This is a genomic window from Lysinibacillus sp. GW823-FHT02G10 (genome assembly GCF_058797135.1).
Genome location: NZ_JBXAJI010000007.1, coordinates 1 through 23,050, shown reverse-complemented (window position 1 = coordinate 23,050; position 23,050 = coordinate 1). Strand labels below are relative to the sequence as shown.

Below are 23,050 nucleotides of genomic sequence, written 5' to 3'. Positions count from 1 at the left end.
CCCCAGGTATATTCGACTTATTTATATAATGCCGATATAACTAGTTTTTTAGACATGAGATGTTACCATTAGTTATGAAAAGTATCATTAATCAATTAATAAATTCCTCAAAAAACTGTTTTATATATCCATTTAATTTTAATAATTCATACGGATGCTTTTTTCTTTCTAACGCTTTTACTCTTAACCTTACTAACGGTAACAATTCATCTTTATTAGGATTTAATTTCTGTTCTTTTTTCTTTTGATTTAAAGTCATTGCATTCTGTATAGCTTCTAACTTTAAATTGTTATATTCACTTTCAATTGGCTGGTTATCTACAACTTTAGAAACTAACTTTCTTATATCGTTAGGATTTAAGGTATCGAAAATTCCTAATGAAGCAATCTCATAACTAAGATTTTCAGTTATCTCTAGTCGTCTGTACTGAAGAGTATTTTGACGCTCTGCCATAGCTTCCTTGACTTTACCCTCATATTCAGTATTCTTCTTATGATTAATCATAAGATCATCTAGATTAATCATAATATCCTCATACTTATACATTGCCTTCAAGTCATTTTTACGTAATGCATTCATCATTGGTTGGATAATTTTCAGATCTTCTCTTGCTGTTTTCTTTATTACTTTAGGTGTAATTCTTTCTTCTCCATTTTCTTCATCAAATAAAGCTCTTTCTTGAGCTAAAATGAACAAGTTAACTGCTACCGAAGTAATTCCTTGGCATTCCTCATAAAATGTTTTTTTCAACTCTTCTGTTAGTTCCGAATGAATCTTTAAACATTGAAATGCCCATAGAGTTTCTAAGAAGAATTCCCACTCCTCACTATCTTCTACCATACGATCCCATATAATTGAACCATCACTTGCTGCACGACGAGCTTGTCGGAAGTTCCCTTTAAAAAGTTGTTGTGCTTTCGAGGTACCGATTAATACTGTTGGTATGCCTACTGTGTTTGATAAAGTCACAAAGAAATTTAGCATTTCTTCCTGATCATTTTTTGAATGAAGTAAATGCTGAATTTCATCAATGACAAGAACGCCAATCCCGTACATACTCGCTAGTGATGTCATGTGTAATAACATTGTTGAAGTAACACGATTTAAATAACCGAATTTCTCTAAATAACGTGTACCTAATAAATCATCAATTGCTTTGAAAAAACTTTTACATAAGGTCGATAAACTACCGTCATAAGGACAATCTATTTTAAGCCAAACGATTTGAGTGCGATTAAAAGGCTGTCCTTCATACAATTCATGCTTAATGACTTGCGGATACATTAACAACAAGCGTTCAATTGCGGTTGTTTTTCCGATACCTGAGATGCCAATAATCGATAGACTATCTGCTGTTGAACGAATATGGTTTAAGCGTTCATCAATATATTGATGTGCCTGCTCTTCATCCTCACGTAGATGATGCAATATTCGAATCCGTTCAAGGAATGATTTATCTAACGGATTACGGGCTAAATAACCACGACGAATCAAAGTCGATAACCGACGCTCTACTTCAAAATGGATTGGCAACGGCTGAATGAAGTTTTTTACACGTTTTAAAACATGATAACGAATATTCGCTGCACTTTTCTTATCTTGTTCACTAATACGTGGCGTCACCATAAAACGATCCAACACATCATCTTCATCAAAGATTGGCGGTAAGGCTTCAATAAAAGGGTTATGAGCATATTCAGTAAGCATTTGAGTCTTATAACTTGCTTCTTCCATATCTCCTTTTAAGACGACATTATTCATCTTTTCCAAATCCCTCATCTCGCTTCCTCTTTAATTTTTCCATAAGACGTGAAGGTGATTTCTTTTGCGGTTGCTCTTCTAGCTTTATTCTTGATGTAAAATCTATAATTTCTGTTGGTTGTTCAGCTACAGTAGGTGACAAATCAAATTTTTCTTCCTCACGATTAGCTTGTTTTTCATTCGCTTTATTATCTCGAATCGCAGCTAGTTTTTCTTTTTTACTTGTTGGTTGACGTAGTGCTTGTTTTTTCTTTTGCTCTGCTGCCTTAATAATTTGATCCATCATCGTATCTGTATTAATTGTCAGTTGCACTTGCTTAGAGTGTTCCTCTTCCTCTAATTCATTTCGTAGTTGTTGTTGGAAAACAACTTCTTCTAAAAAATCCAATTTATATTGCTGGCTAGGCTCTAATAAAATGCACGTTTCATAATCCATTCCGTTATCATTCGGGATATAAATTTTGTCTAAATGACGTGGATCATACACAATATCAATACTTTTGTTTTTCAGCTTTGCATACCATTGTTCTTCGATCGCTCGCTTTGATCCATATAATAAATTTTTGAACTTGATACCTGCTCGTGAAATTGTAGCTTTACCACGTGGCAACACATTTAAACGTAAAATATCCCTATCTACTGTACGAAGACGACCTTTCCGATTTTGGATACCCCAGTTCCATAAATTTATAGGAGTTGGCACAATGCCATCTGTAATCATCGCTTTTTCCATCGGATACTTATCAATGATTTTATGATTATGCTGAAGCATCATCGTAATAATTAATGCCGTAAACTCCTTTAAATTCAGCGTAGCATCGAGCCTATAATCTCTATCTCCACGCTCTCGATATTCATTTTGAATAGCACCAGGCGCTTTCTGTTTTACTTTGCCATTAATTGTACGGAATTTACGTTCAACGATACCTTTTAAATCCCCTCGATACGCTGTTGTATTTTCGATCTTGATATTTAAATTATTAATAAGTCCAGCTACTGCATAGCCTTCAAACTCGCCTCTGTCAGCGATAATTATTTCGGGTAAATGATACGTTGGCCATTGCTCATCAGTAATCTCAATATCATATTGCTTACAAAATTCAACTTTATCAGCAACCATATTATCTAAAGCCATCATTGCTCCTAGCCAAGACGGGCCTTCCAATCCTACATATATCCCTGTAACGATACGTGAATATACGTCAATAATTGCATAAACAACAGGCCTACCTATAATTCGATTTATATCAAAAGAGCTGACCAAATAAATATCCGCAATCGTTGCATCGATTTGAAAGCGTGTGCCAGGTCCGTTTGTTTCAATTTTAGAATTGCTTAAAATAGGACGATGTTTTAACTCGTATTCCTTAGCACTTTTACGAAATTCAATATCTTTTTTAGGGTCTTCAAGCTTTTTAAACCAGTAGTAAAATTGATGATATGAAGGAATACGATTTGCTTCCCAAATACGATATTGAATTTCTCCATCTTCTTTATAACGGTCTGCATAAAAATCACGCAAAATAAAATGGTACACATCTTTTAACGAATAGTTATTGGCTTTGCGGTAGTATTTATTAATGGCATGTTCAAATTGCGTCTTAATCTCCTCAGTTATATTAATGCCACTTCGATATTCACCATTTACAGTTACTCTACGTGGGCGACCAACCTTATTATTGCTAAGATTTTTAATCTTCCCTCGACCACCCGAGTTTGCGTAATCGGGTAACATAGCATTTTTGTTCATGCCACGTTGCCAATAGCGACTTAGCAGTTTTTTCACCTTTGTTTTGCCTAGTCCACTCTCGGCGGTAATCTCTACTATTTTTACTTCACGTCCCTTTTTCTTTAGTAGCTCTTTCATATTAGGGAGGATAAAATTTTCTACAGTTGCCCAGTCCTTATCTCGTTTGCTAATTTGAACAGATGTTAATTCATCATCTGGAATTGCTTTTGCAAAAGGATCGCTTATTCTCAATAATTCACCTTGCTCAAGCTCTATCTCTAAATGGCTATATAGCTCCCTTTTAGGCATTGCACTCGTTGTGTCGATATTAACTACATAGGCGTACGATTCTTCAATTTCAATAATACGAATGCGTTGTGAATCTGCTGTATATTGAAGTACTTGATTAATATAAATCACCCGTATTTCACCTTCTTCAACTTGCTTTCATCAATCGATTTAATAACCACTATTTGTTCCACGTTTAACGGCTCTAGCATATCTACCTGAATAATTTTTTGCGCAAGTAAATGATAGAATAGCGTCATACCACTTCCTAAAGGCATATGTGTCTCTTTATCAAATACATTTGTAACTTCTCTAATGCTTTTGCTTTCACTTAATATACTTTGTAACAGTGCCATTGCCAAATCTTCAATATGCTGTTGGTTCATATTTTGAAATGCATCATATTGTTGAATATCATAATAATCATGAATATAGCTAATATTCCGCGCCATTTCTTTAGGAATCTCTAGCTCCGTTACAATGCCCCAATCTATTTGTCTTCGCTCCCAATAAACTCGTTCAATCTCAAACTTTTCAATAACTCGTTGTTTTAGTAGCTCGTCTTTCATTTTTATTGTTCTAGCAAGCTCTACTAACCCGTTTCCTTTATCTACTGTTAATAAAAAATCCGTTGTCATTACAACTGGCTCATTCGTTTTAGGGTCTGTAGGATGTTTAAGACCTAATTCATCAGAAATTACAATTGTTTCCTCTAAAGGGAATAAAGGGAGTTGCTCTCGAATATCGACAACAAAATCCGAATATTCAGTTAAATAAAAGTAGTTTCGTTCCAAATCTGATAGAAATTCATGCTGCCTATTCGTTTTAATACCTTTTAGACGTGTGGACCTACCTAACGATGAAACATCTTGGATTTTTAGCCAAGGTTTATACTCCGAGCCAATACCGGTGCCTCGACCTTCTTTAATCCATTTCTCAGTTTGCGATGTCCTTGCTCTTTTAGACATAAAAACACCCCTTTAGACCAATATAATCTAAAGGGGAGTTTCGTAGCAATTTTATTTTAAACATCAATGAATAATTTAATGAATAAATACTACAATGTTATTAAGGAGGTTGATTTCGATGGAATTTATTTCTAATAAAATACACGAATGTATCAATCAATACAATTCTCCATTATTTTTTACCAGCTACAGCACTTCATATATTTCTGGTGTACCTGATTTTAAAAACATAATAAATGGGTACTATATTGATCATATTTTAGATTCTAAGTTCTTCAAACAAAACCCAGAAAACTTTTTTGATTATTTAGAAAAAATATATTCCTGGGTAGAACTAGAACCCAATTATATTCATCAGATATTAGGTGAAACACAATCTAGAGTTATTACTGAATGCTTTGACTCACTTCATGTGAAAGCAGGTAATAAATCTGTAATAGAGCTTTATGGTAATCTAAATAAAATATTATGTAACTTTTGCAACTTCGAAATAGCTACTTCTGAATTTTTAAACTCAAATCAGTATTTCGACAAGAATTATTTATGTCCTAAATGCAATAATATGCTGCAACCTTCTATTATTTTACATGGACAATCCTTGAAAAACTTTAATATGGCGGTTAATGCTTTACATTACTCTGATGCTTTTATAATAATAGGTAATACGCCTTTTTATTACCCAGTCAATAGGTTGATTAATAAAGCTCTTGAAAATAAATGCAAAGTTCTGAATATATCAATATAATTAGCTTACTTTTTCATTTTTATCCCCAAATAGATGAATATTATTTGCAACATCTGAAACAGCTATGATACTCTGATCAAATTCATGTGCAAAATAATACCTTGGGTATTTTTCCCTTACATTAGTAGCTCTTTCTACGACGGTTTTCTTTAATTCTCTTTCCATTACTAATTTCAATTTGTTAAAAGTCCAGTTATTTTCAATTGCCATTTCAAGAACTTCTTTGAATGAATCCTTATAACATTCTGAAATAAACATATGATACTTTAGAGATGGTTCGTTTCCATTCTTTTTGTTAAAATGGATTTTGTTATAAAAACCAAGATATGTTTTACAACCTGCGTTAGTACATGCGAGTTCTCCTAGTTCTCTCGCAGTTCCACATGATATTGCAATTACTTTTTTTTCATTTAGTAAATTTAAATTGCTTTCACTAATTAGCACTTGATGATTCATTTTATTTCTGTCAAATTTATGATAGATACTATCGGCACTCCCATGTGAAATTATCACAATTGTATCGTGCTTCTTTAATTCAAGTAGACACTTAGTAATCCGTGGATTAAAAATAAGCTCTGTTGTTATACCCTTATTATTTAAGTTCTCTACAATCTTTTTCCCAAACTTACCAAACCTCTTCATTTCTTGATTTAACCTATTTCTATATATCCCCACTGTCATTATGTCACCCGCTAGTATTTAAAATTAAGAATTACACTTAATACAGTATCAATAATATTTTTCCTAAAGGCTTTTCCTTGTTCATTATCATTAATTATATCTATAAGTAATTCTGATAATAATACTTCCTGCCCTTGAATATTAGTGTATGAAACTTTAATTTCTTCTTTTTCATATTCTTCAACTATTTTGGATAAAAGGATTGGTAAGACATCTACTCTTTCACAACAACTTTTTATTACCTCTAACATCATTTCAAAATTATTTTTGTCAGCTATCCTATCTATCTGTAAATTATTTATCAAATCAAAAGCCTCCCTTTTTTCGAAGGGAAAATCATAATTAGGTTCATTTGGTCTATATTTAAACGCACTTGAATAAAATATTACTTTACTAATTTTATTATTTTCTCTAAATTTCTTTATAAATTCATCGCCCATTAATTTATCATTTAATGAAAACCCCTTTTTTAAATCATAATCAACTAGGAGTACATCATATGGTACACTCTCATTATACTCAGCCTCACTATTAATAACGTCAAATTTAACTTCTAAATCAAATTTAGATTTTAGATACTTCTTATATATGGCACAAGTATCCTTAATTTGTTTTTCATCATCTATTACTAATATATTGTAAATATACAATCTATTCACCCCACAATAGGAATTTTAATTAAAAAGGTAGTAGATATATTCTCTTTCTTCAAATCAGCTACCAGTATTTTACCTCCATGATCCTCAATAATATCCCTTGCTGAAGCCAATCCTATTCCAGAACCTCCTGTATTAGAGCTCCACAGAGAAAAAATGAACGGAATTTTATCTTCTGGAATACCTGAACCATTGTCAGAAAAGTATATTTCAATATTATTATCACGGAGTATTGACTCTATAGTTATTGTTTTGTTTGTAATTTTTGATAAAGCTTTTATCGAATTACTAAACAAATTATCGAAAACATTCTTTATTGCCTCTTTGCTACACTTAACAAATGTAGTTTCGTTCAAAGGTTTTGTAATCAGTGTAATATTTTCTTTTTTCAATTTAATATTATGGAAATCAATTGCTTCATCAATAACATCCTGAATGTTATTCTTTTCTTTAATCAGCTTAGAAGATTTCACCTTATTTAAAGATTCATCGACAAATTTATAAATATCACTAAAAGCAATTCTTAATGTATCCGTTTTAATGTCTAAACCCGCATCATTAATATCAAGTTCAAAACCCATGATTTGAGCATCTATAACTGATAATTTATTTTTAATAGCGTGCAACATATCAAATAAAATACCCTCTTTACTGGTAATCTGAGAAAAAATTTTTATTTGACTTTCTATTTGCTTAGATGCATTTTCTATATTTTTAATTTTCTTATTAAATTCTTTACTCTTACTTTGAATTTCTTTAAAGATTACATCCTTTTGGTCTTTCGGTAAATCCGTTGAACTTATAATATTGTTAAAAGTCGTTAATAAGTCGTGGGCTTCATTTTTTATACTAATTGATTCTTCTTGTAAAATTTTAGTTGTCTCTTTTGTCTGTTCTTTAATTCGGTTAAAAATGTAACTCTCTAAATGTTTAATTATCTCCCATACGAAAGACTTCAAATTACTGAACTCTGGAACATCTTCTATAAATCCTACTCTATCAGTCGCTTCTTTCAGGATGTTGTTCCCATTTCCAGGGTCATTAGACAGTAAAATATGACCAATTAGATCTCTGGTTCCGAAAGTCCTAAACAAACCTTGTGCATGCCTCTTATCTATTTCTAACCAATCATTATGGGGTTCTCCGTAAGGCATAATTCTAAAATTGTCTTTAAAAATTTTTACATTTCCATAATCGCTAGTTCTAAGACCCATTTTTTTAGTAAATATACTTTTGTCTACTGTATCCACATAATAAATTTGTATCTTGGCAGCACCAAACTTAGCTCCATCACTATGTAGATATTCATGACGTTCAGTAACTATACCATTATCAACAATTTCAAAATTGACTAGTCCATTTGTATCTATTTCGGCAAATATATTGGTTTTAAGATATTCATAAGAATCGTTAACTATTCTCTCTTTTTCATTTATTACTTCACCATTTTCAGTATAAATATATTCAAAAAATATTTTAAAGTCATTGTTCTCTTCTTCGATTGGAGATAAAAATTTTTTTAAATCCCTTTTTAAATCATCAATATCTTTAGTAACCCACTCATCCCTTAGATTACTTATTTTTAAATTTAATCCTGTAACATCTTTAGGATCTTTATCAACTAAATCATACTCACAAGGTATTTGTTCAAGCAACTTACTTCTATCGTTAAATCTATTCCAATCAAAATATACTACTGTCTTTTTTTCCTCAGCTAAAGATGTAGACTCCAATAGTAACTTTGATCCTATTTTATCTACACCGAATCTTCCAATTCCTTTTTCGCCATTAACTATTCGATTTACTACTGTTTTAATTTGATTATCTCTAATCCGTACCTCTTTTTTTTCTTCTTTATGTGGGGTCCCCAATTCCATCCAATAATCTTTTATTTCTTGAAAAGTCATACCACACCCGTTATCTCTTATTTCAATATAGGAATCTTCTGTTGATATAACTGAATTATTATTCGATTTTAGGAAATCTACAAATTTTATTTCAACTTTTGAAGAACCTGCATCATATGAATTTTTTACAAGTTCAAATATAGCAATCGTATTATTTGTTATAAGTTCCCTACCGATTAAGTTTTCCACCTTAGAATTCGTCCTAAAAAAAAGCTCTTTCATAAACTTTTCACTCCTTTCAAAACTGTTTACTATCCAAAGCTCTTATTATTTCTTCAGCAATTGCTCTCGCGAATAAAGGTGGGACGGCGTTCCCAACTTGTGTATATTGAGGAGTTTCATATTTCCTTCTGTCACCACCGGTAGTCCTTTTACCTTTAAATTCAAAACTATCGTCAAAAGACTGTAGTCTTGCTAATTCTCTAACTGTTAAGATTCTCGGGTTTTTATTATCATAATGCACTATATCATCAGGTAACGTAAGCACTGTAGGCGAAATATCATTTTTATTAAGTTTAGTACATCTAAGTTTCTTCGTAAAATACTCTTCTCGTAACTCATTGGATAACCTAGGCAATAAATCACCAATACTTTCTCCTGGTTTAAGAAGTTTAAATCTTTCCATTGTTTTAATATTATGTTTTGAGGTTTGATGATTAAATAGTTTATTTTCTTTAATTGGTCTGCCATCAATCCCTGGTGTCAATCCTTCTCTCAACATTTTCTGATATGCTGATTTATTTCCATAATTATTATTATATTTCATTTTCACTTCACCATTTCCAATAAAGTTTAAATCAGAAATAGCATCTTGAACTGTAACAATTTTATTTTCACCAGTTGGAAAGTTCGGAGGAATAACTAAATCTTTATAGCTTCCATCACGGTCTATTCTTATTTTATGACCAAAAAAAATTACCCGAGGTCTATTCTGTGGAATACCAAAATTTTTAGCATTTAGAATATCCCACTTAACGAAATAACCCAATTTGAAAGCTTCTAGTTTTATTACTTCTTGTGGACAAATATCTTCATGTACCTCTCCATCTATCCCTATAATTCTCTCAAATTTATACGACAAAAGACCTGCTACATTCTCAATAACAAAATAATCAGGTTTAACAAAATTAACTATCTTAAGATATTCAAGGAATAATGTATTTCTAATATCATCTGCTAATCGTTTACCCGACAGGCTAAATCCCTGACACGGTGGACCACCTACTATAACATCTATTGAATCGTCCCCAACAAATTCCTTTAATTTCTCCTTATTCCGTGTTAACTCCCTAATATCACCAGAATAAAAATTTACATTATGACCTAGCTGTATATGTCTATTTATGTAAGTTTCTGTTGCTTCTTTACTATAATCTGTAGCAGAAACAATTTGAAAACCTGCCTGCAAAAAACCCTCCGACATTCCACCTGCTCCAGAAAATAAATCTAAAACTTTATATTTTTTATCCATATTTATCACCTGTTTTCTGACTTCCTGGTTCCAGGATATCATAATAGATGATACTTGTAACCACCATTTTCCATTATACAATATTTTAAATCTTTATATTATATTTACAGTATTTTTTCCAGCATTTTTTCCCTTCCTTACACGATTCTTTAAGGTGTTTTAACCGACTTTTGACAATACTTGTAAAGAAACTTATTACTCCAACTACCACCTGTATAAATGAGGCTATTCAGTAATTCCATAATCATTTTTTCATCTTTATTTAACGATCCTACACTGCTACTATTGGAGTAGAAATAGAATGGTTATCAATAATCGACACTTCAAGTATGTATTTTGGTGGGCTATGAACAAAGTTATCTCTTATGTCTCCCTGAAGTTTTTTCAATAAAGCCATTCCATATTCTTTGTCGCTTTGTAAATGCAATGGAAATACATCTGCATATATTTCTTTATAATCAAGGTTACTAACAATTTCCATAAAAAAAGCTCCAACGTTCTCTAAAAGCAAATGAATAATAAGATTGAAGTCTTTTGAAGAACCATTCATATTAAAGTCTAACTTTTATATTCCTTCGAATACAAAAAACACGTCCAATTACATATATTGTAATTGGACGTGTTTTATTTTTAACATCTTTATTGTAAATAAAACAAAACTTTATTTGTAATTAAACAATTTTATTTGTAATTAACAATCTAAAGGGGTATTTCATCGCAACTTTTTTACAATCGTCGCGACTTTATTTTAAACGTCGCATCTTTTTTATAAACATCGCAACTTTATTTCAAATCAACAACACATTAAATCTAATTTTTGTTCCTACTCAACAGTTACCGATTTAGCTAGGTTACGTGGTTTATCTACATCACAGCGGCGGTGAAGTGCAGCATAGTAGCTAATTAATTGTAAAGGTACTACTGATACAAGCGGTGTTAGTAATTCATGAACATGCGGAATGACTAAACGGTCGCCATCTTCATCAATGCCTGCCATCGCGATAATACATGGATATGCACCACGAGCCGCTACTTCTTTAACATTACCACGGATGTTTAATCCTACTGATGCTTGTGTGACAAGCGCAAACACAGGTGTACCTTCTTCGATTAAGGCAATTGTTCCGTGCTTCAGTTCTCCACCAGCAAAGCCTTCTGCTTGGATGTACGAAATTTCTTTTAGTTTTAAGGCACCTTCAAGGCTGACATAGAAGTCCATATTACGGCCAATGAAGAATGCGTTGCGTGCGATTTTTAAGTAATCTTCTGCAATGTCTTCTAACACATCTTTTGAATCAATAATTGTTTGGATGCCATTAGCGGCAATCGCAAGCTCTTGTTTTAAATCAAATTCTAAGCCTTTGCCATTTGCCTTTGCTGTCACATAGGCTGCTAATGCAAGTACTGCTACTTGTGCCACATAAGCTTTTGTAGAAGCTACAGCAATTTCTGGACCTGCGTGTAATAACAATGTATGGTCAGCTTCACGTGATAACGTAGAGCCTGGTACATTTGTGATCGTTAATGTTGGATAGCCCAACTCTTTAATTTTTACAAGTACTTGACGACTATCTGCTGTTTCTCCTGATTGTGTAATGAAGATAAATAATGGTCTTTCTGAAAGTAATGGCATGTTATAGCCAAATTCACTAGAAATATGCACTTCTACAGGGATACCAGCCATTTTTTCGAAATATTGTTTACCAATAAGACCAGCATGGTAGCTAGTGCCCGCTGCAATAATATATAAACGATCTGCTGCTCGTAAAGCTTCTAAAATCTCCGCATCAATCGTTAAATCGCCATTGTCACCTTCATATGCCTGAATGATTTTACGAATAACTGTAGGCTGCTCATCCATTTCTTTTAACATATAGTGTGGATATGTGCCTTTTTCAATATCACTCATATCAAGCTCAGCAGTATATGGTGCACGCTCTACTACAGTACCATCTAATTTTGTAATTTCCACACTTGCTTTGTGTACGATAACTACCTCTTTATCGTGAAGCTCTACGTATTGATCTGTTACCTGTAGCATCGCCATTGCATCTGACGCAACAACATTGAAACCTTCACCAATTCCAACTAGAAGTGGTGATTTATTTTTTGCTACAAAGATTGTATCTGCTGCCTCTGCATCTAATAATGCCAGTGCATAGGAGCCATGTAATAGAGACAATGTTTTACGGAAGGCGTCTGCAGTGCTTAGACCATCTTTCACAAATAACTCTACTAATTGCACAATAACCTCTGTATCTGTATCAGATTTCATTGGAATGCCTTTTAAATATGTTTTTTGCAATAAGTGATAGTTTTCAATAACCCCATTATGCACAAGTGTAAAGCGTCCTGATGCACTTTGATGTGGGTGAGCATTTAAACGATTTGGCACACCATGTGTTGCCCAACGTGTATGACCAATTCCAATTTTCGCAGCAACATCTTCATCTACCGCTTCTCGTAAATCTGCAATACGCCCTTTTTCTTTGAAAACCGTTACGCCTTCCTCGTTACGTACTGCAATACCCGCTGAATCATAACCACGGTACTCTAGCTTTTCTAAGCCTTTTAATAGAATTTCCTTTGCATCTGATTCACCAATATATCCTACAATTCCACACATAATTCTCGTCCTCCGATAATGTCAATTTAATGCAATGACAAACTAGGCCTCATCCTATCGATTTTTTTGAATGTATAAGCGAAGCTTTATTTTTATAAAAATAAAGCACTCCAATACACACAAGCTACTCAGCCAACTGAATAGAGATCTTCGATATGTGAAGCTTCATCTATTTATCTATTGCTTTTACAATACCTTCTCCACTTTCTGTACATTCAATCACTCAAATGCTTTCAAAATGGAGAATGACAATCGGGTATGTCGATTGGGAGGCATCCGCCGAATTTTCGATAAACCTCCACCTCGTCTGCTGAAGATCTTTTCGTCCGATTTCTTCAGCTCAGGCGCTATAATTGTTTTCCGATTTTACGCTTTCTTCCCTCCTTAGGCGTTCGTTAAAGGATAAGGTCGGACCTCATCTTCAACTTCTCCATCATACTCAATCATATGCTATCCGTCAAATTTTCGTTATAAAAAACACCTAGTCCTAAAGCTTTTTCGTGACAAATATGTAGACAAAGCGATACATAAGCACCTTTGATAAGCATTGTAATAGAAATTAGGCACAAGCATTTAAAATGCTTGTGCCTATCCTTTATTTACTGTCTAATAATTTAACAATTTCTCTATTAAATGCAGGAAGATCATCTGGCGTTCTACTTGTTACAAGCTGTTTTTGACAGACAAATACTTCTTCATCATGGAAGATTGCCCCTGCATTTTCTAAATCCACTTGGATGGATTTATAACCTGTGGCGTCACGCCCATTTAATGTCTTTGCAGTAATAAGAAGTTGTGGTCCATGACAAATGGCGAAGGTAGGCTTCATTTCATCCATAAAGGACTTTGCAAATGCTACTATACGATCATCCGCACGTAATATATCGGGAGAAAAACCCCCAGGAATAAATAATGCATCGTAATCTGTAGCTTTTACTTCATCAATGCCTTTATCAATTTTCACGGACTCTCCATGCTTACCCTTAACTTCCTTGCCTGCTTCGATATCAATTGTTACTAGCTGATGCCCAGCTGCTTCCAAAGCTTCTTTAGGGCTTGTAAACTCAATGTCCTCAAACATATCTGTTATAACTGTAGCAATTTTAGCCATATCAATTAAACACTCCTTGTTATTGTGACTCCTAATTACTGTTCCCCATCTCGCTTATTTAAAACATTCCTTTCAAATAAGTAAACCCGATTTCCTGTTTACGGAAATCGGGTTTACACTCTATTTCTTATTCTGTTAGGCCCATTTCTACACGTACAACATCTGCAATACGCTCGACAAAACGCTCGCAATCCGTTTCTGTTGCTGCTTCCACCATGACACGTACTAATGGCTCTGTACCTGAAGGACGTACTAAAACACGACCATTTCCAGCCATTTCAGCTTCTACCTCTGCAATTACTGCAGCTACTTTCGCATTATCAGTCACAGCATGCTTATCTGTTACACGTACATTGACAAGACGCTGAGGGTAGATTTTCATTTCAGCTGCAAGTTCTGAAAGCTTTTTACCCGTCGCTTTCATAATGTTGACAAGCTGAATTCCTGTCAGTAAGCCATCACCTGTTGTATTAAAATCTAGAAAGACGATATGCCCTGATTGCTCGCCACCTAAATTGTATTCATTCGCACGCATTTCTTCCACAACATAACGATCACCTACAGCTGTTTGTACACTTTGCATACCATTGTCAGCCACAGCTTTATAGAAGCCCATATTGCTCATTACTGTTGAAACAATTGTTTGCTTCTTTAAACGCCCTACCGCATTTAAATGCTTACCAATGATAAACATAATTTGGTCACCGTCAACAATTTTTCCGTTTTCATCTACAGCAATTAAACGGTCTCCATCGCCATCAAAGGCTAAACCAACATCTGCACCTTTTTCAGTAACAAATTTAGCTAGTCCTTCTGGATGTGTTGAGCCTACACCATCATTAATATTTAAGCCAGTTGGAGAAGCACCCATTGTAGAAATGTCGGCTTCTAAATCAGCAAATAAATGTGTAGCTAAAGATGAAGTTGCACCATGTGCACAATCAAGCGCTACATGGATACCATCAAATTCTTCATCCACTGTTTGCTTTAAGTATTGAATATATTTTTGACCACCTTCGAAATAGTCACTTACAGATCCTAAATCTGCTCCTATAGGACGTGGTAATGTATCCTCTTGCGCATCAATTAACGCTTCAATTTCCGCTTCCTGTGCATCTGTTAGCTTAAAGCCATCAGGACCGAAAAATTTAATACCGTTATCTGCAACTGGGTTATGTGAAGCTGAAATCATGACGCCTGCATCTGCGCTCATAATTCGAGTAAGGTATGCCACACCTGGTGTTGAAATAATACCCAGACGCATTACCTCTACCCCAATTGATAAAAGACCAGCCACAAGTGCACCTTCAAGCATCTCGCCTGAAATACGTGTGTCACGACCAATTAAAACCTTTGGACGGTCAGTTGCATCTTTTGTTAAAACATAGCCGCCTATACGACCAAGTTTAAATGCAAATTCTGGTGTTAATTCACTATTCGCGACGCCACGGACGCCATCTGTTCCAAAATATTTACCCATTCTACTTATTCTCTCCTTCAATGCAAGACAGTGCCTAGTGAGTTTCTATCAAGCATTAGACACTTGTCCGCTTACTTTTGGAAAAGTCTGCTTTTGTTTATTCATTGGTAATTATTAATATTCCACTCTGCCAGTTTGTTTGATGAAACCTGAATTACAAACCTGATTGGATTTTTGATTTAGAATCAAAATAAAATTATAGTCACATATTGTTTAAGAATCAATATCTTCCGATTCCTCAGTTGACGTATTTTTATCAGTTGTAGTACTCTCATCTGTCACATCAGGTTCTTCAGTTGGAGGTGGCGTTTCCTCTGTAGAAGCTGGTGTTTTCTGCTGTTCTTCTTGTTCAACCTTTGTAATATCTGCCTTCACTTTTATTTTCTTGTCAGATATTTTTGTCACACCATCTGGTAATTTTACATCAAATTCATAAGTTTTGGACTCAGTAATTTTTGACAGGTCAACTGTTATTGGAATAGATGTTAAACTGTCAATAATTGATTTTCTACCATACACTTTGATCATTTTCGGTGTAAATGTTAATGAGTTAATGGTAATGTCTTCGGCAGCTTGCCCTGTTTCCTTAAGGACAACTGGGATCTCTCGACTATACTCCGCTATATCTACTTGAACTTTCACAATTTCAGGTTCAATAGTCACGTCTAACTTATTTAAATCTCTATCTAATACTTTTACAGCTGCTTCCTGTGTGAATGATTGCTTCAAGCCCTGCTCTCCTGTAACAGTTGCTTTTACATAACTAATGCTTTCAATAGCACTTTTTGCACCTGTTACATAAACAGTTGGCGGGTTGGCCGTCATTTCTTTTAAGATAAAACCTTCTTCGATTAAACGTTTGTTCATTTCAGGGTCCACTCGGAACTCCTGCGTGACCTTTTCCTCAATATTCACATGAACAGTTGCAGGGTCTAATGTCACCTTTAACTTTTCTGAAATATTTTCGTATTGCAGTTTTACATCATGCTCTCCCAGCAATAAATTGCTCAAATCCGCAAATATAGAAAAATCCTTAGCTCCCTTTGCTTTTAAAACCAATGCCATCGGACCTTCTATCGTTACATCCACAGTTTCAGGTAAACCTGTCACAATAAGATTCTCATTATCGTAATAAACATCCACTGGAACATCACGAATAACATCCGTTTGTTCATTTGAGGTTGCTTTATTTAAAGGTGACAACTCAGTACGCACTGAGAAAAAAAGCAAAAACGCTAAAAATAGCGCGATGATTCTAAGTACCCAAGGGCTATCCATCATTTTATCCATTCTTTTTCCCCCTCCAAGTCAACTTAGAGGACGCATTTGATTCTTGTACTGATCCGAACCACATTTTTCTTAATAATGTTTCAAACTCCTCTAGAGATAGATTTCGATGGAGATTACCATTTAATGTTATACTAATTGCGCCTGTTTCTTCTGACACAACAATTGTAATAGCATCTGTAACTTCACTTAAGCCAAGAGCAGCACGGTGGCGTGTCCCTAACTCTTTTGAAATAAATGGGCTTTCAGATAAAGGTAAATAACAAGCCGCTGCTGTAACTTTATCTTTTTGCATAATAACAGCCCCATCATGTAGCGGGGTATTTGGTATAAAGATATTAATCAGTAATTCTGATGAAATTTCAGCATTTAGCCCTATACCTGTTTCAATATATTCATTAAGACCTGTTTCTTTTTCAATAGAAATTAACGCACCTATTCGACGTTTAGCCATATAACTTACAGACTTCTTCATAGCCTCAATAAGTCTTGTTTGTTCTTCTTCCTCTTGACTTGATGAACGTTGGAATAGCTTTCCTCGTCCAATTTGTTCTAAACCACGTCTGATTTCAGGTTGGAATATAATAATAATCGCTAGGAAACCAAACTCAATAACTTGTTGTAGCATCCAGCCAAGTGTTTGTAACCCTAAAAGGTCTGTTGCAATTCGTGCAATAATAATGACGAATATTCCCTTAAGTAATTGGACAGCCTTCGTACCTTTAATGAGGGTTAAGACTTTATAAACAACGTACCAAACGAGCAGTACATCAATGAAGTTAATAACAATATTCACAGGTGTTAAATCCGTGAAATGTTCGATAATTTGCACGTGGCATCCCCCACTTTTCATTACGAATCCATACACATTCAAGTATATCACATTCTTATCAAATGTAACTTTTTTCAAATAAAAAGTCTACTCAGAAGAGTAGACCTTTCAGCCTCTCACGTGCACTATTTTTTAGGACGTATAGAGTGTTATTTAGTTTCTTCTTTTTCCTCAAATGTCATGGCTGTCTTAACAGAATTTTTAATTGTATACCATAACCATTCAAATACTTCGTCAATTTCTTCGATTCTCCCTGAAACTACCGCTGAAGATGCCATATATTGCCCGTTGATTACTGTGACGTTGCCATCAACTTCACCTTCAACAATCAAATCGCCATTTTTCACAACAATATCGCCTTTTACCACTTCTCCTTCAGGGACAATCACTGTTTGACCATCCACAACTAAATTAGGTTGCTTGGTCACCGAGAAATGCTGGTCATCCATGAAGCTACCCAATAATGTAGCACTCATGAATAAGCAAAATACTGCTGCTGCCACAAAGAACGGATGCCGGCGAATCCATTTTTGTATACCTACTCGACTTTTTGGTTTTGGTAAACGAGCCATAACTGCTGCTTCAAAACTCGGAGGCGCTGTAATATGGGAAGCACTCTTCACAAAGGCGATTGTTTCACTCAATTCTTGCATCAACTGTTTACAATCATTACATGTATGCAAGTGTTGTTTCAACTCTTGCTCATGCTCACGACTAATGTCACCGTCTAAATAATCATGCATATAGTCTATAATATGCTCTGGACAAGTATTCATGACGCTCCCCCTCCTACAGATTGTTTAATTGCTTACGTAATGCCTCACGTCCGCGGTGAATCCTCGTTTTCACCGTTCCAAGCGGCATATCTAAAATCTCGCTAATCTCTTGTAACGATAACTCTTCTATATATTTCAATACTATAACCGAACGGTATTTATCCGGCAATCGTCCAATTTCATATTGAATGCGATCTTGCAGCTCCATTTGTTCTAACTGCTCCTCTGGTAGCTGGTCATCTGCTGCGATTTGCGAATACATATCAAGCCCTTCTGTACCAGCTACTTCTGCATCTAAATAATAATCCGGTTTCTTTTTTCGAATACGGTCAATGCAGAGGTTTGTCGCTATGCGATAAAGCCACGTTGAAAACTTTCTTTTCTGATCAAATGTATGCAAGTTCATATAAGCTCGCACAAAAGCCTCTTGAGCAATGTCTTCAGACTCTTGTTTGTTGCCTAACATTCGATAGCATACTTGGTACAGTTTGTGCTGATAGAGACTCACAATATCGGCAAATGCGTTTTGATCGCCTTTAAGCACTTGTTTTATTCTCTTATTTACTAACGCATCCATTGTGTTGACTTCTCCACCTTTACAACTGTCTTATACTATACGAAGTACCGATAAGAAAAGTTTCGTTTTAATTCAATTATAGCAAAAGATTTTTATGCAATGTGGCAACAGGCAATTTTTTGTCAAATTTTCTTTAAACTAGTGTTTCACCAAATAAAGATCCCATTAATGCAACAGCCACATTTGCTGTTGTATTCTTTTCATCTAGTATAGGATTTACCTCTACAAACTCTGCTGAAGTTACCATGCCTGATTCTTGTAACATTTCCATTGCTAAATGGCTTTCTCGGTACGTAATTCCGCCTGGAACTGGTGTACCCACACCTGGCGTATAAAGTGGATCTAATCCGTCTAAATCAAGTGATAAATGTAAGCCATCAACATTTCGTTCCTTTAAATAAGCAAGTGCATCTTCCATCACACGTGTCATGCCAAGTCGGTCGATTTCATGCATTGTATATACTTTAATTCCTTGTTGACGTATCAATTCACGTTCTCCTGGGTCTACTGAACGAGCTCCAATAATAATCACGTTTTCTGGCTTAATTTTTGGAGCATAGTTGCGAATTTGCACTAAACGTTCATGTCCTAGCCCAATACTAACAGCTAACGGCATCCCATGTATATTGCCTGAAGGTGTTGTTTCAGGTGTATTTAAATCTGCATGAGCGTCATACCAGATAACACCGAGATTTTTGTAATGCTCACCTAATCCAGCTAATGTTCCAATAGCAATGCTATGGTCTCCACCAAATACGAGTGGGAATTTCTTTTGTTCCACTACTTCATGCACACTATTTGCTAATGCAGTACTAACATCTACAACTTCCTCTAAATTTAGTAATTTTTCATCCACAGCTCCGTCAGCAAGCTTTTGACTAACACGAATATCCCCTTGATCCTGTACATCGTGTCCGATAGCCTCTAAACGTTCAACAATACCTGCATATCGAATAGCACTTGGTCCCATATCTACCCCACGGCGTGTTTGTCCGTAATCTGTTGGTACTCCAATAATAGAAATATTAAGTTTATTCATGTTTTTATACCCCCTAAAAGTTATAAGATTATTGTAAAGCCTACATACCACTTGGCTCAACTCGACAAAAAGTTGTATATTTATTCATTTATAAATAACATAAAAAAATCTCCTACTGTTTTCAGCAAGAGATTAGTTATCTGTAGTTAATATAACACTTTTGAATAATTTTCATTCTAAAAAAGTGAGCCATGAAGGACTCGAACCTTCGACCCTCTGATTAAAAGTCAGATGCTCTACCAACTGAGCTAATGGCTCATAAAAGAAAAAATGGCTGGGGTACTAGGATTCGAACCTAGGCATGACGGAATCAAAATCCGTTGCCTTACCGCTTGGCTATACCCCAATCATTTATAAAACTGGTGGAGGGGGACGGATTCGAACCGCCGAACCCTAAGGAGCGGATTTACAGTCCGCCGCGTTTAGCCACTTCGCTACCCCTCCGAAATAACACAATAAGAATGGTGGAGGATGACGGGCTCGAACCGCCGACCCTCTGCTTGTAAGGCAGATGCTCTCCCAGCTGAGCTAATCCTCCATAGAAACAGGTGTTATATCACAGTTTATATTCTTTATAAAGCCTATGTTTTAAATGGTGACCCCTACGGGATTCGAACCCGTGTTACCGCCGTGAAAGGGCGGTGTCTTAACCACTTGACCAAGGGGCCAATATTATGTCTCAAACAAGACAAGAATTATAATAACATTTTTCATTAATAATTGCAATGCTTTTCCACAATTTTTTTTATGTATTATAGCATTTGAAAAAAGGACAAAAAAATGGCTCCGAAGGCAGGACTCGAACCTGCGACAACCTGATTAACAGTCAGGTGCTACTACCAACTGAGCTACTTCGGAACAATGCTATTCACTTTGGTTTTAGACAACCTCTTAAGTACATTTATTATTATAGCAAGCATTATAAATAATGCAACACATTTTGTGAAAATTTTTATATTTTTTGTCGAAGTATCCTCCTATATTCGTCTGAAAGCATAATAGTTCTCTATTAATTCTAATATTTCTATTTAACGTACTAAATATTCTTGCTGTATATTATTGTAATTGTTAAAATAAAAATAGTTTTATGAATTTTCTATCAAATTTTCTGGGGGAGGATGTTCAAGATGGTATCAAATGATTTAATTGCACCTGAATTTTATAACATCACAGAGGAATTAGAAAAATTTTCGCAAGATAGTGATCGCCAAGCAATACGTTGGTTAAATACACAACAAGAGAGACGTACAGTTTCTTATGTGGAGCTTAACCAAAAAATGAATCAATACGCAAACGCTTTTACGGAGAAGGGGCTTCAAAAAGGTGATCGTGTATTAGTTATTATTCCTCGACTTCCAGAAGCCTATTTCGTTTTTCTAGGCTGCTTAAAGGCTGGTATCGTACCCATTTCATGTTCAGAGATGCTACGTGCAAGCGATTTAGAATATCGGATGGAACATTCTTCTGCTAGTGCAGTTATTGCTTATGAGGCTTTTACTAGTGAAGTTGATCAAATTGCTTCTTCTGTAGACGCATTGAAAAATAAACTAGTGATCGGTGCTGCGAAAGGAGATTGGACTTCTTTAGATGAATTAGCAAGCAAGCAGCCAGCTACATTTACAGCCGTAGCTACTACACGTGATGACATGGCATTCCTTTCTTATACATCTGGTACAACTGGTAAACCTAAAGGCGTTGTTCATTCACATGGCTGGGGATATGCACATATTAGAACTGCAGCTTCAAAATGGCTTTGTGTACGTGAAGGAGACCTCGTGTGGGCAACAGCTGCTCCTGGTTGGCAAAAGTGGATATGGAGTCCTTTTTTATCCACAATTATGCTCGGTGCTACTGCATTTGTCTATCATGGTGGATTCGATGCAAAAACCTATCTTCAATTAATGCAGGATGAAAAAGTTAATGTTCTATGTTGTACACCGACTGAATACCGGATTATGGCGAAAATCGATAATTTACAAGACTACAATCTATCATCTCTACGTAGTGCCGTTTCTGCTGGTGAACCTTTAAATCGTCCAGTTATCGAAACATTTATGAATCATTTTGGACTAAAAGTACGTGACGGCTATGGACAAACAGAAAACACATTATTAATTGGTACACTCGAAAACACAGAATTACGTCCTGGATCTATGGGTGTTCCAACTCCAGGTAATATTGTACGTATTATCGACAATGAAGGGAATGAAGCGCCAGTTGGCGAAGTTGGTGATATTGCTGTTCACAAATCTTCACCAGCTTTATTTAAAGAATATTATAAAGAACCAGAGCGCACACAAGCTGCATTTCGTGGGGATTGGTATATTACAGGTGATCAAGCAAAATGTGATGAAGACGGTTACTTCTGGTTTGAAGGTCGTGGAGATGACATTATTATTTCATCTGGTTATACGATCGGACCATTTGAAGTTGAAGATGCATTAAACAAACATGAAGCTGTACAAGAATGTGCAGTTGTAGCTGCGCCAGATGAAATTAGGGGGCATATTGTAAAGGCATTTGTTATCTTACGAGAAGGCTTCAAAGAATGTAATGAAGAGGAGTTAACAAAGGAGCTACAGGAGCATGTTAAAGCGTTAACAGCCCCTTATAAATACCCTCGTAGTATCGTCTTTATTGATGAGTTACCAAAAACGACATCAGGAAAAATTCGCCGTATCGAACTACGAGCTACTACGGTTCATACGCATTAAGTTAAGTATCAAAACAAGAAGGCATCCATTGAGGATGCCTTCTTTTATGTATTTATAAATAATAATCAGCTCAAAAAAAAAAGCCACTACTGAGTGTATCAGTAGCGACTTTTTGCGCCTAGCGACGTCCTACTCTCACAGGGGGAAGCCCCCAACTACCATCGGCGCTAAAGAGCTTAACTTCCGTGTTCGGTATGGGAACGGGTGTGACCTCTTTGCCATCATCACTAGACTTATGCGACCTCCAATACACGGCGTATTACTGCGTCAGCTGCTCTCGTTCAATCAGTCACGTACAGAAGTACGCTCCTTCAATCACTCGTTTGCTTCCTTGTACTACTTGTGTCTTGAAGCTCTCTTTTTTTGTTGAAAGATTTATTCTTTCAAAACTGGATAAACGG

General features: G+C 35.2%; 18 protein-coding genes, 6 tRNA genes and 1 rRNA gene. 2 read left to right on the top strand and 23 right to left on the bottom strand.

What is annotated here, in order from left to right:
- Nucleotides 1-91: 91 nt before the first annotated feature.
- From AC1RFD_RS18300 to AC1RFD_RS18290, 3 genes are read right to left on the bottom strand one after another with little or no spacing between them, the layout of a single operon-like run.
- Entirely contained in the window at nucleotides 92-1,780 is a 1,689-nt protein-coding gene (locus tag AC1RFD_RS18300) for an ATP-binding protein (RefSeq protein ID WP_492475167.1), read from the bottom strand.
- A complete protein-coding gene (locus AC1RFD_RS18295) occupies nucleotides 1,755-3,911 on the bottom strand; it encodes a Mu transposase C-terminal domain-containing protein (RefSeq protein WP_492475166.1) in 2,157 nt (718 codons plus the stop codon). Before AC1RFD_RS18295 ends, AC1RFD_RS18300 begins: the two co-directional genes overlap by 26 nt.
- A complete protein-coding gene (locus AC1RFD_RS18290; protein ID WP_492475165.1) occupies nucleotides 3,908-4,747 on the bottom strand; it encodes a TnsA endonuclease N-terminal domain-containing protein in 840 nt (279 codons plus the stop codon). Before AC1RFD_RS18290 ends, AC1RFD_RS18295 begins: the two co-directional genes overlap by 4 nt.
- Before the next feature lie 118 nt (nucleotides 4,748-4,865).
- Between AC1RFD_RS18290 and AC1RFD_RS18285 the strand changes: the two genes are divergently transcribed.
- On the top strand, nucleotides 4,866-5,492 hold the full coding sequence (locus tag AC1RFD_RS18285; protein ID WP_492475164.1) for a Sir2 family NAD-dependent protein deacetylase: 627 nt from the start codon (nucleotides 4,866-4,868) through the stop codon (nucleotides 5,490-5,492).
- On the opposite strand, the gene AC1RFD_RS18280 is transcribed toward AC1RFD_RS18285, so the two are convergent.
- The 19 genes from AC1RFD_RS18280 to AC1RFD_RS18190 form a co-directional block, all read right to left on the bottom strand.
- Nucleotides 5,493-6,173, bottom strand: coding sequence for a hypothetical protein (locus AC1RFD_RS18280; protein ID WP_492475163.1), 681 nt, complete (start codon nucleotides 6,171-6,173; stop codon nucleotides 5,493-5,495).
- Nucleotides 6,174-6,184: 11 nt separating this feature from the next.
- Nucleotides 6,185-6,823 (bottom strand): response regulator, encoded by a 639-nt coding sequence (locus AC1RFD_RS18275; protein WP_492475162.1) that lies wholly within the window; start codon nucleotides 6,821-6,823, stop codon nucleotides 6,185-6,187.
- A 5-nt stretch (nucleotides 6,824-6,828) separates the two neighbouring features.
- Nucleotides 6,829-8,958 carry an ATP-binding protein gene (locus AC1RFD_RS18270; RefSeq protein WP_492475161.1) on the bottom strand — a complete coding sequence of 710 codons (2,130 nt, stop codon included), beginning with the start codon at nucleotides 8,956-8,958 and terminating at the stop codon, nucleotides 6,829-6,831.
- Between the two features lie 16 nt (nucleotides 8,959-8,974).
- Nucleotides 8,975-10,207: a DNA cytosine methyltransferase gene (locus tag AC1RFD_RS18265; RefSeq protein WP_492475160.1), complete on the bottom strand. Its 1,233-nt coding sequence runs from the start codon at nucleotides 10,205-10,207 to the stop codon at nucleotides 8,975-8,977.
- A gap of 271 nt (nucleotides 10,208-10,478) precedes the next feature.
- Complete coding sequence (locus AC1RFD_RS18260; protein WP_492475159.1) at nucleotides 10,479-10,688, bottom strand: hypothetical protein; 210 nt, start codon at nucleotides 10,686-10,688, stop codon at nucleotides 10,479-10,481.
- Nucleotides 10,689-11,030: 342 nt separating this feature from the next.
- Nucleotides 11,031-12,833, bottom strand: a complete 1,803-nt coding sequence (gene glmS, locus AC1RFD_RS18255) for a glutamine--fructose-6-phosphate transaminase (isomerizing) (RefSeq protein ID WP_054549731.1) — start codon at nucleotides 12,831-12,833, stop codon at nucleotides 11,031-11,033.
- A gap of 595 nt (nucleotides 12,834-13,428) precedes the next feature.
- Nucleotides 13,429-13,944: a type 1 glutamine amidotransferase domain-containing protein gene (locus tag AC1RFD_RS18250; protein ID WP_054549732.1), complete on the bottom strand. Its 516-nt coding sequence runs from the start codon at nucleotides 13,942-13,944 to the stop codon at nucleotides 13,429-13,431.
- 127 nt (nucleotides 13,945-14,071) lie between these two features.
- Complete coding sequence (gene glmM / locus AC1RFD_RS18245; protein ID WP_054549733.1) at nucleotides 14,072-15,424, bottom strand: phosphoglucosamine mutase; 1,353 nt, start codon at nucleotides 15,422-15,424, stop codon at nucleotides 14,072-14,074.
- Nucleotides 15,425-15,637: 213 nt separating this feature from the next.
- Nucleotides 15,638-16,714: a CdaR family protein gene (locus tag AC1RFD_RS18240; protein WP_048393928.1), complete on the bottom strand. Its 1,077-nt coding sequence runs from the start codon at nucleotides 16,712-16,714 to the stop codon at nucleotides 15,638-15,640.
- A complete protein-coding gene (gene cdaA, locus AC1RFD_RS18235; RefSeq protein ID WP_009370548.1) occupies nucleotides 16,707-17,543 on the bottom strand; it encodes a diadenylate cyclase CdaA in 837 nt (278 codons plus the stop codon). The genes AC1RFD_RS18240 and cdaA overlap by 8 nt, the downstream gene beginning before the upstream one ends.
- 149 nt (nucleotides 17,544-17,692) lie before the next feature.
- Nucleotides 17,693-18,319, bottom strand: coding sequence for an anti-sigma factor family protein (locus tag AC1RFD_RS18230; RefSeq protein ID WP_009370547.1), 627 nt, complete (start codon nucleotides 18,317-18,319; stop codon nucleotides 17,693-17,695).
- A 13-nt stretch (nucleotides 18,320-18,332) separates the two neighbouring features.
- Nucleotides 18,333-18,896, bottom strand: coding sequence for an RNA polymerase sigma factor SigW (gene sigW / locus AC1RFD_RS18225; RefSeq protein ID WP_004225410.1), 564 nt, complete (start codon nucleotides 18,894-18,896; stop codon nucleotides 18,333-18,335).
- A gap of 133 nt (nucleotides 18,897-19,029) precedes the next feature.
- Entirely contained in the window at nucleotides 19,030-19,935 is a 906-nt protein-coding gene (rocF, locus tag AC1RFD_RS18220; protein WP_004225412.1) for an arginase, read from the bottom strand.
- A gap of 185 nt (nucleotides 19,936-20,120) precedes the next feature.
- Nucleotides 20,121-20,193, bottom strand: a tRNA-Lys gene (locus AC1RFD_RS18215).
- Nucleotides 20,194-20,206: 13 nt separating this feature from the next.
- A tRNA-Gln gene (locus tag AC1RFD_RS18210) sits at nucleotides 20,207-20,281 on the bottom strand.
- Nucleotides 20,282-20,295: 14 nt separating this feature from the next.
- Nucleotides 20,296-20,379: transfer RNA gene (locus AC1RFD_RS18205), tRNA-Tyr, on the bottom strand.
- Nucleotides 20,380-20,397: 18 nt separating this feature from the next.
- Nucleotides 20,398-20,473: transfer RNA gene (locus AC1RFD_RS18200), tRNA-Val, on the bottom strand.
- Nucleotides 20,474-20,528: 55 nt separating this feature from the next.
- A tRNA-Glu gene (locus AC1RFD_RS18195) sits at nucleotides 20,529-20,603 on the bottom strand.
- Nucleotides 20,604-20,716: 113 nt separating this feature from the next.
- Nucleotides 20,717-20,793, bottom strand: a tRNA-Asn gene (locus AC1RFD_RS18190).
- Between the two features lie 269 nt (nucleotides 20,794-21,062).
- On the opposite strand from AC1RFD_RS18190, the gene mbcS reads away from it, so the two are divergent.
- Entirely contained in the window at nucleotides 21,063-22,649 is a 1,587-nt protein-coding gene (mbcS, locus tag AC1RFD_RS18185) for an acyl-CoA synthetase MbcS (protein WP_054549734.1), read from the top strand.
- Nucleotides 22,650-22,765: 116 nt separating this feature from the next.
- Here mbcS and rrf read toward each other — a convergent pair.
- Nucleotides 22,766-22,881: ribosomal RNA gene (gene rrf, locus AC1RFD_RS18180) — 5S ribosomal RNA — on the bottom strand.
- Nucleotides 22,882-23,050 lie beyond the last annotated feature (169 nt).

Bases quoted from the DNA above. Each gene is read 5' to 3' on its own strand.
- AC1RFD_RS18300 (WP_492475167.1), bottom strand. From the start codon at position 1,780: ATGAGGGATTTGGAAAAGATGAATAATGTCGTCTTAAAAGGAGATATG.
- AC1RFD_RS18290 (WP_492475165.1), bottom strand. From the start codon at position 4,747: ATGTCTAAAAGAGCAAGGACATCGCAAACTGAGAAATGGATTAAAGAA.
- AC1RFD_RS18285 (WP_492475164.1), top strand. From the start codon at position 4,866: ATGGAATTTATTTCTAATAAAATACACGAATGTATCAATCAATACAAT.
- AC1RFD_RS18280 (WP_492475163.1), bottom strand. From the start codon at position 6,173: ATGACAGTGGGGATATATAGAAATAGGTTAAATCAAGAAATGAAGAGG.
- AC1RFD_RS18270 (WP_492475161.1), bottom strand. From the start codon at position 8,958: ATGAAAGAGCTTTTTTTTAGGACGAATTCTAAGGTGGAAAACTTAATC.
- AC1RFD_RS18265 (WP_492475160.1), bottom strand. From the start codon at position 10,207: ATGGATAAAAAATATAAAGTTTTAGATTTATTTTCTGGAGCAGGTGGA.
- AC1RFD_RS18260 (WP_492475159.1), bottom strand. From the start codon at position 10,688: ATGGAAATTGTTAGTAACCTTGATTATAAAGAAATATATGCAGATGTA.
- glmS (WP_054549731.1), bottom strand. From the start codon at position 12,833: ATGTGTGGAATTGTAGGATATATTGGTGAATCAGATGCAAAGGAAATT.
- AC1RFD_RS18250 (WP_054549732.1), bottom strand. From the start codon at position 13,944: ATGGCTAAAATTGCTACAGTTATAACAGATATGTTTGAGGACATTGAG.
- glmM (WP_054549733.1), bottom strand. From the start codon at position 15,424: ATGGGTAAATATTTTGGAACAGATGGCGTCCGTGGCGTCGCGAATAGT.
- AC1RFD_RS18240 (WP_048393928.1), bottom strand. From the start codon at position 16,714: ATGGATAAAATGATGGATAGCCCTTGGGTACTTAGAATCATCGCGCTA.
- AC1RFD_RS18230 (WP_009370547.1), bottom strand. From the start codon at position 18,319: ATGAATACTTGTCCAGAGCATATTATAGACTATATGCATGATTATTTA.
- sigW (WP_004225410.1), bottom strand. From the start codon at position 18,896: ATGGATGCGTTAGTAAATAAGAGAATAAAACAAGTGCTTAAAGGCGAT.
- rocF (WP_004225412.1), bottom strand. From the start codon at position 19,935: ATGAATAAACTTAATATTTCTATTATTGGAGTACCAACAGATTACGGA.
- mbcS (WP_054549734.1), top strand. From the start codon at position 21,063: ATGGTATCAAATGATTTAATTGCACCTGAATTTTATAACATCACAGAG.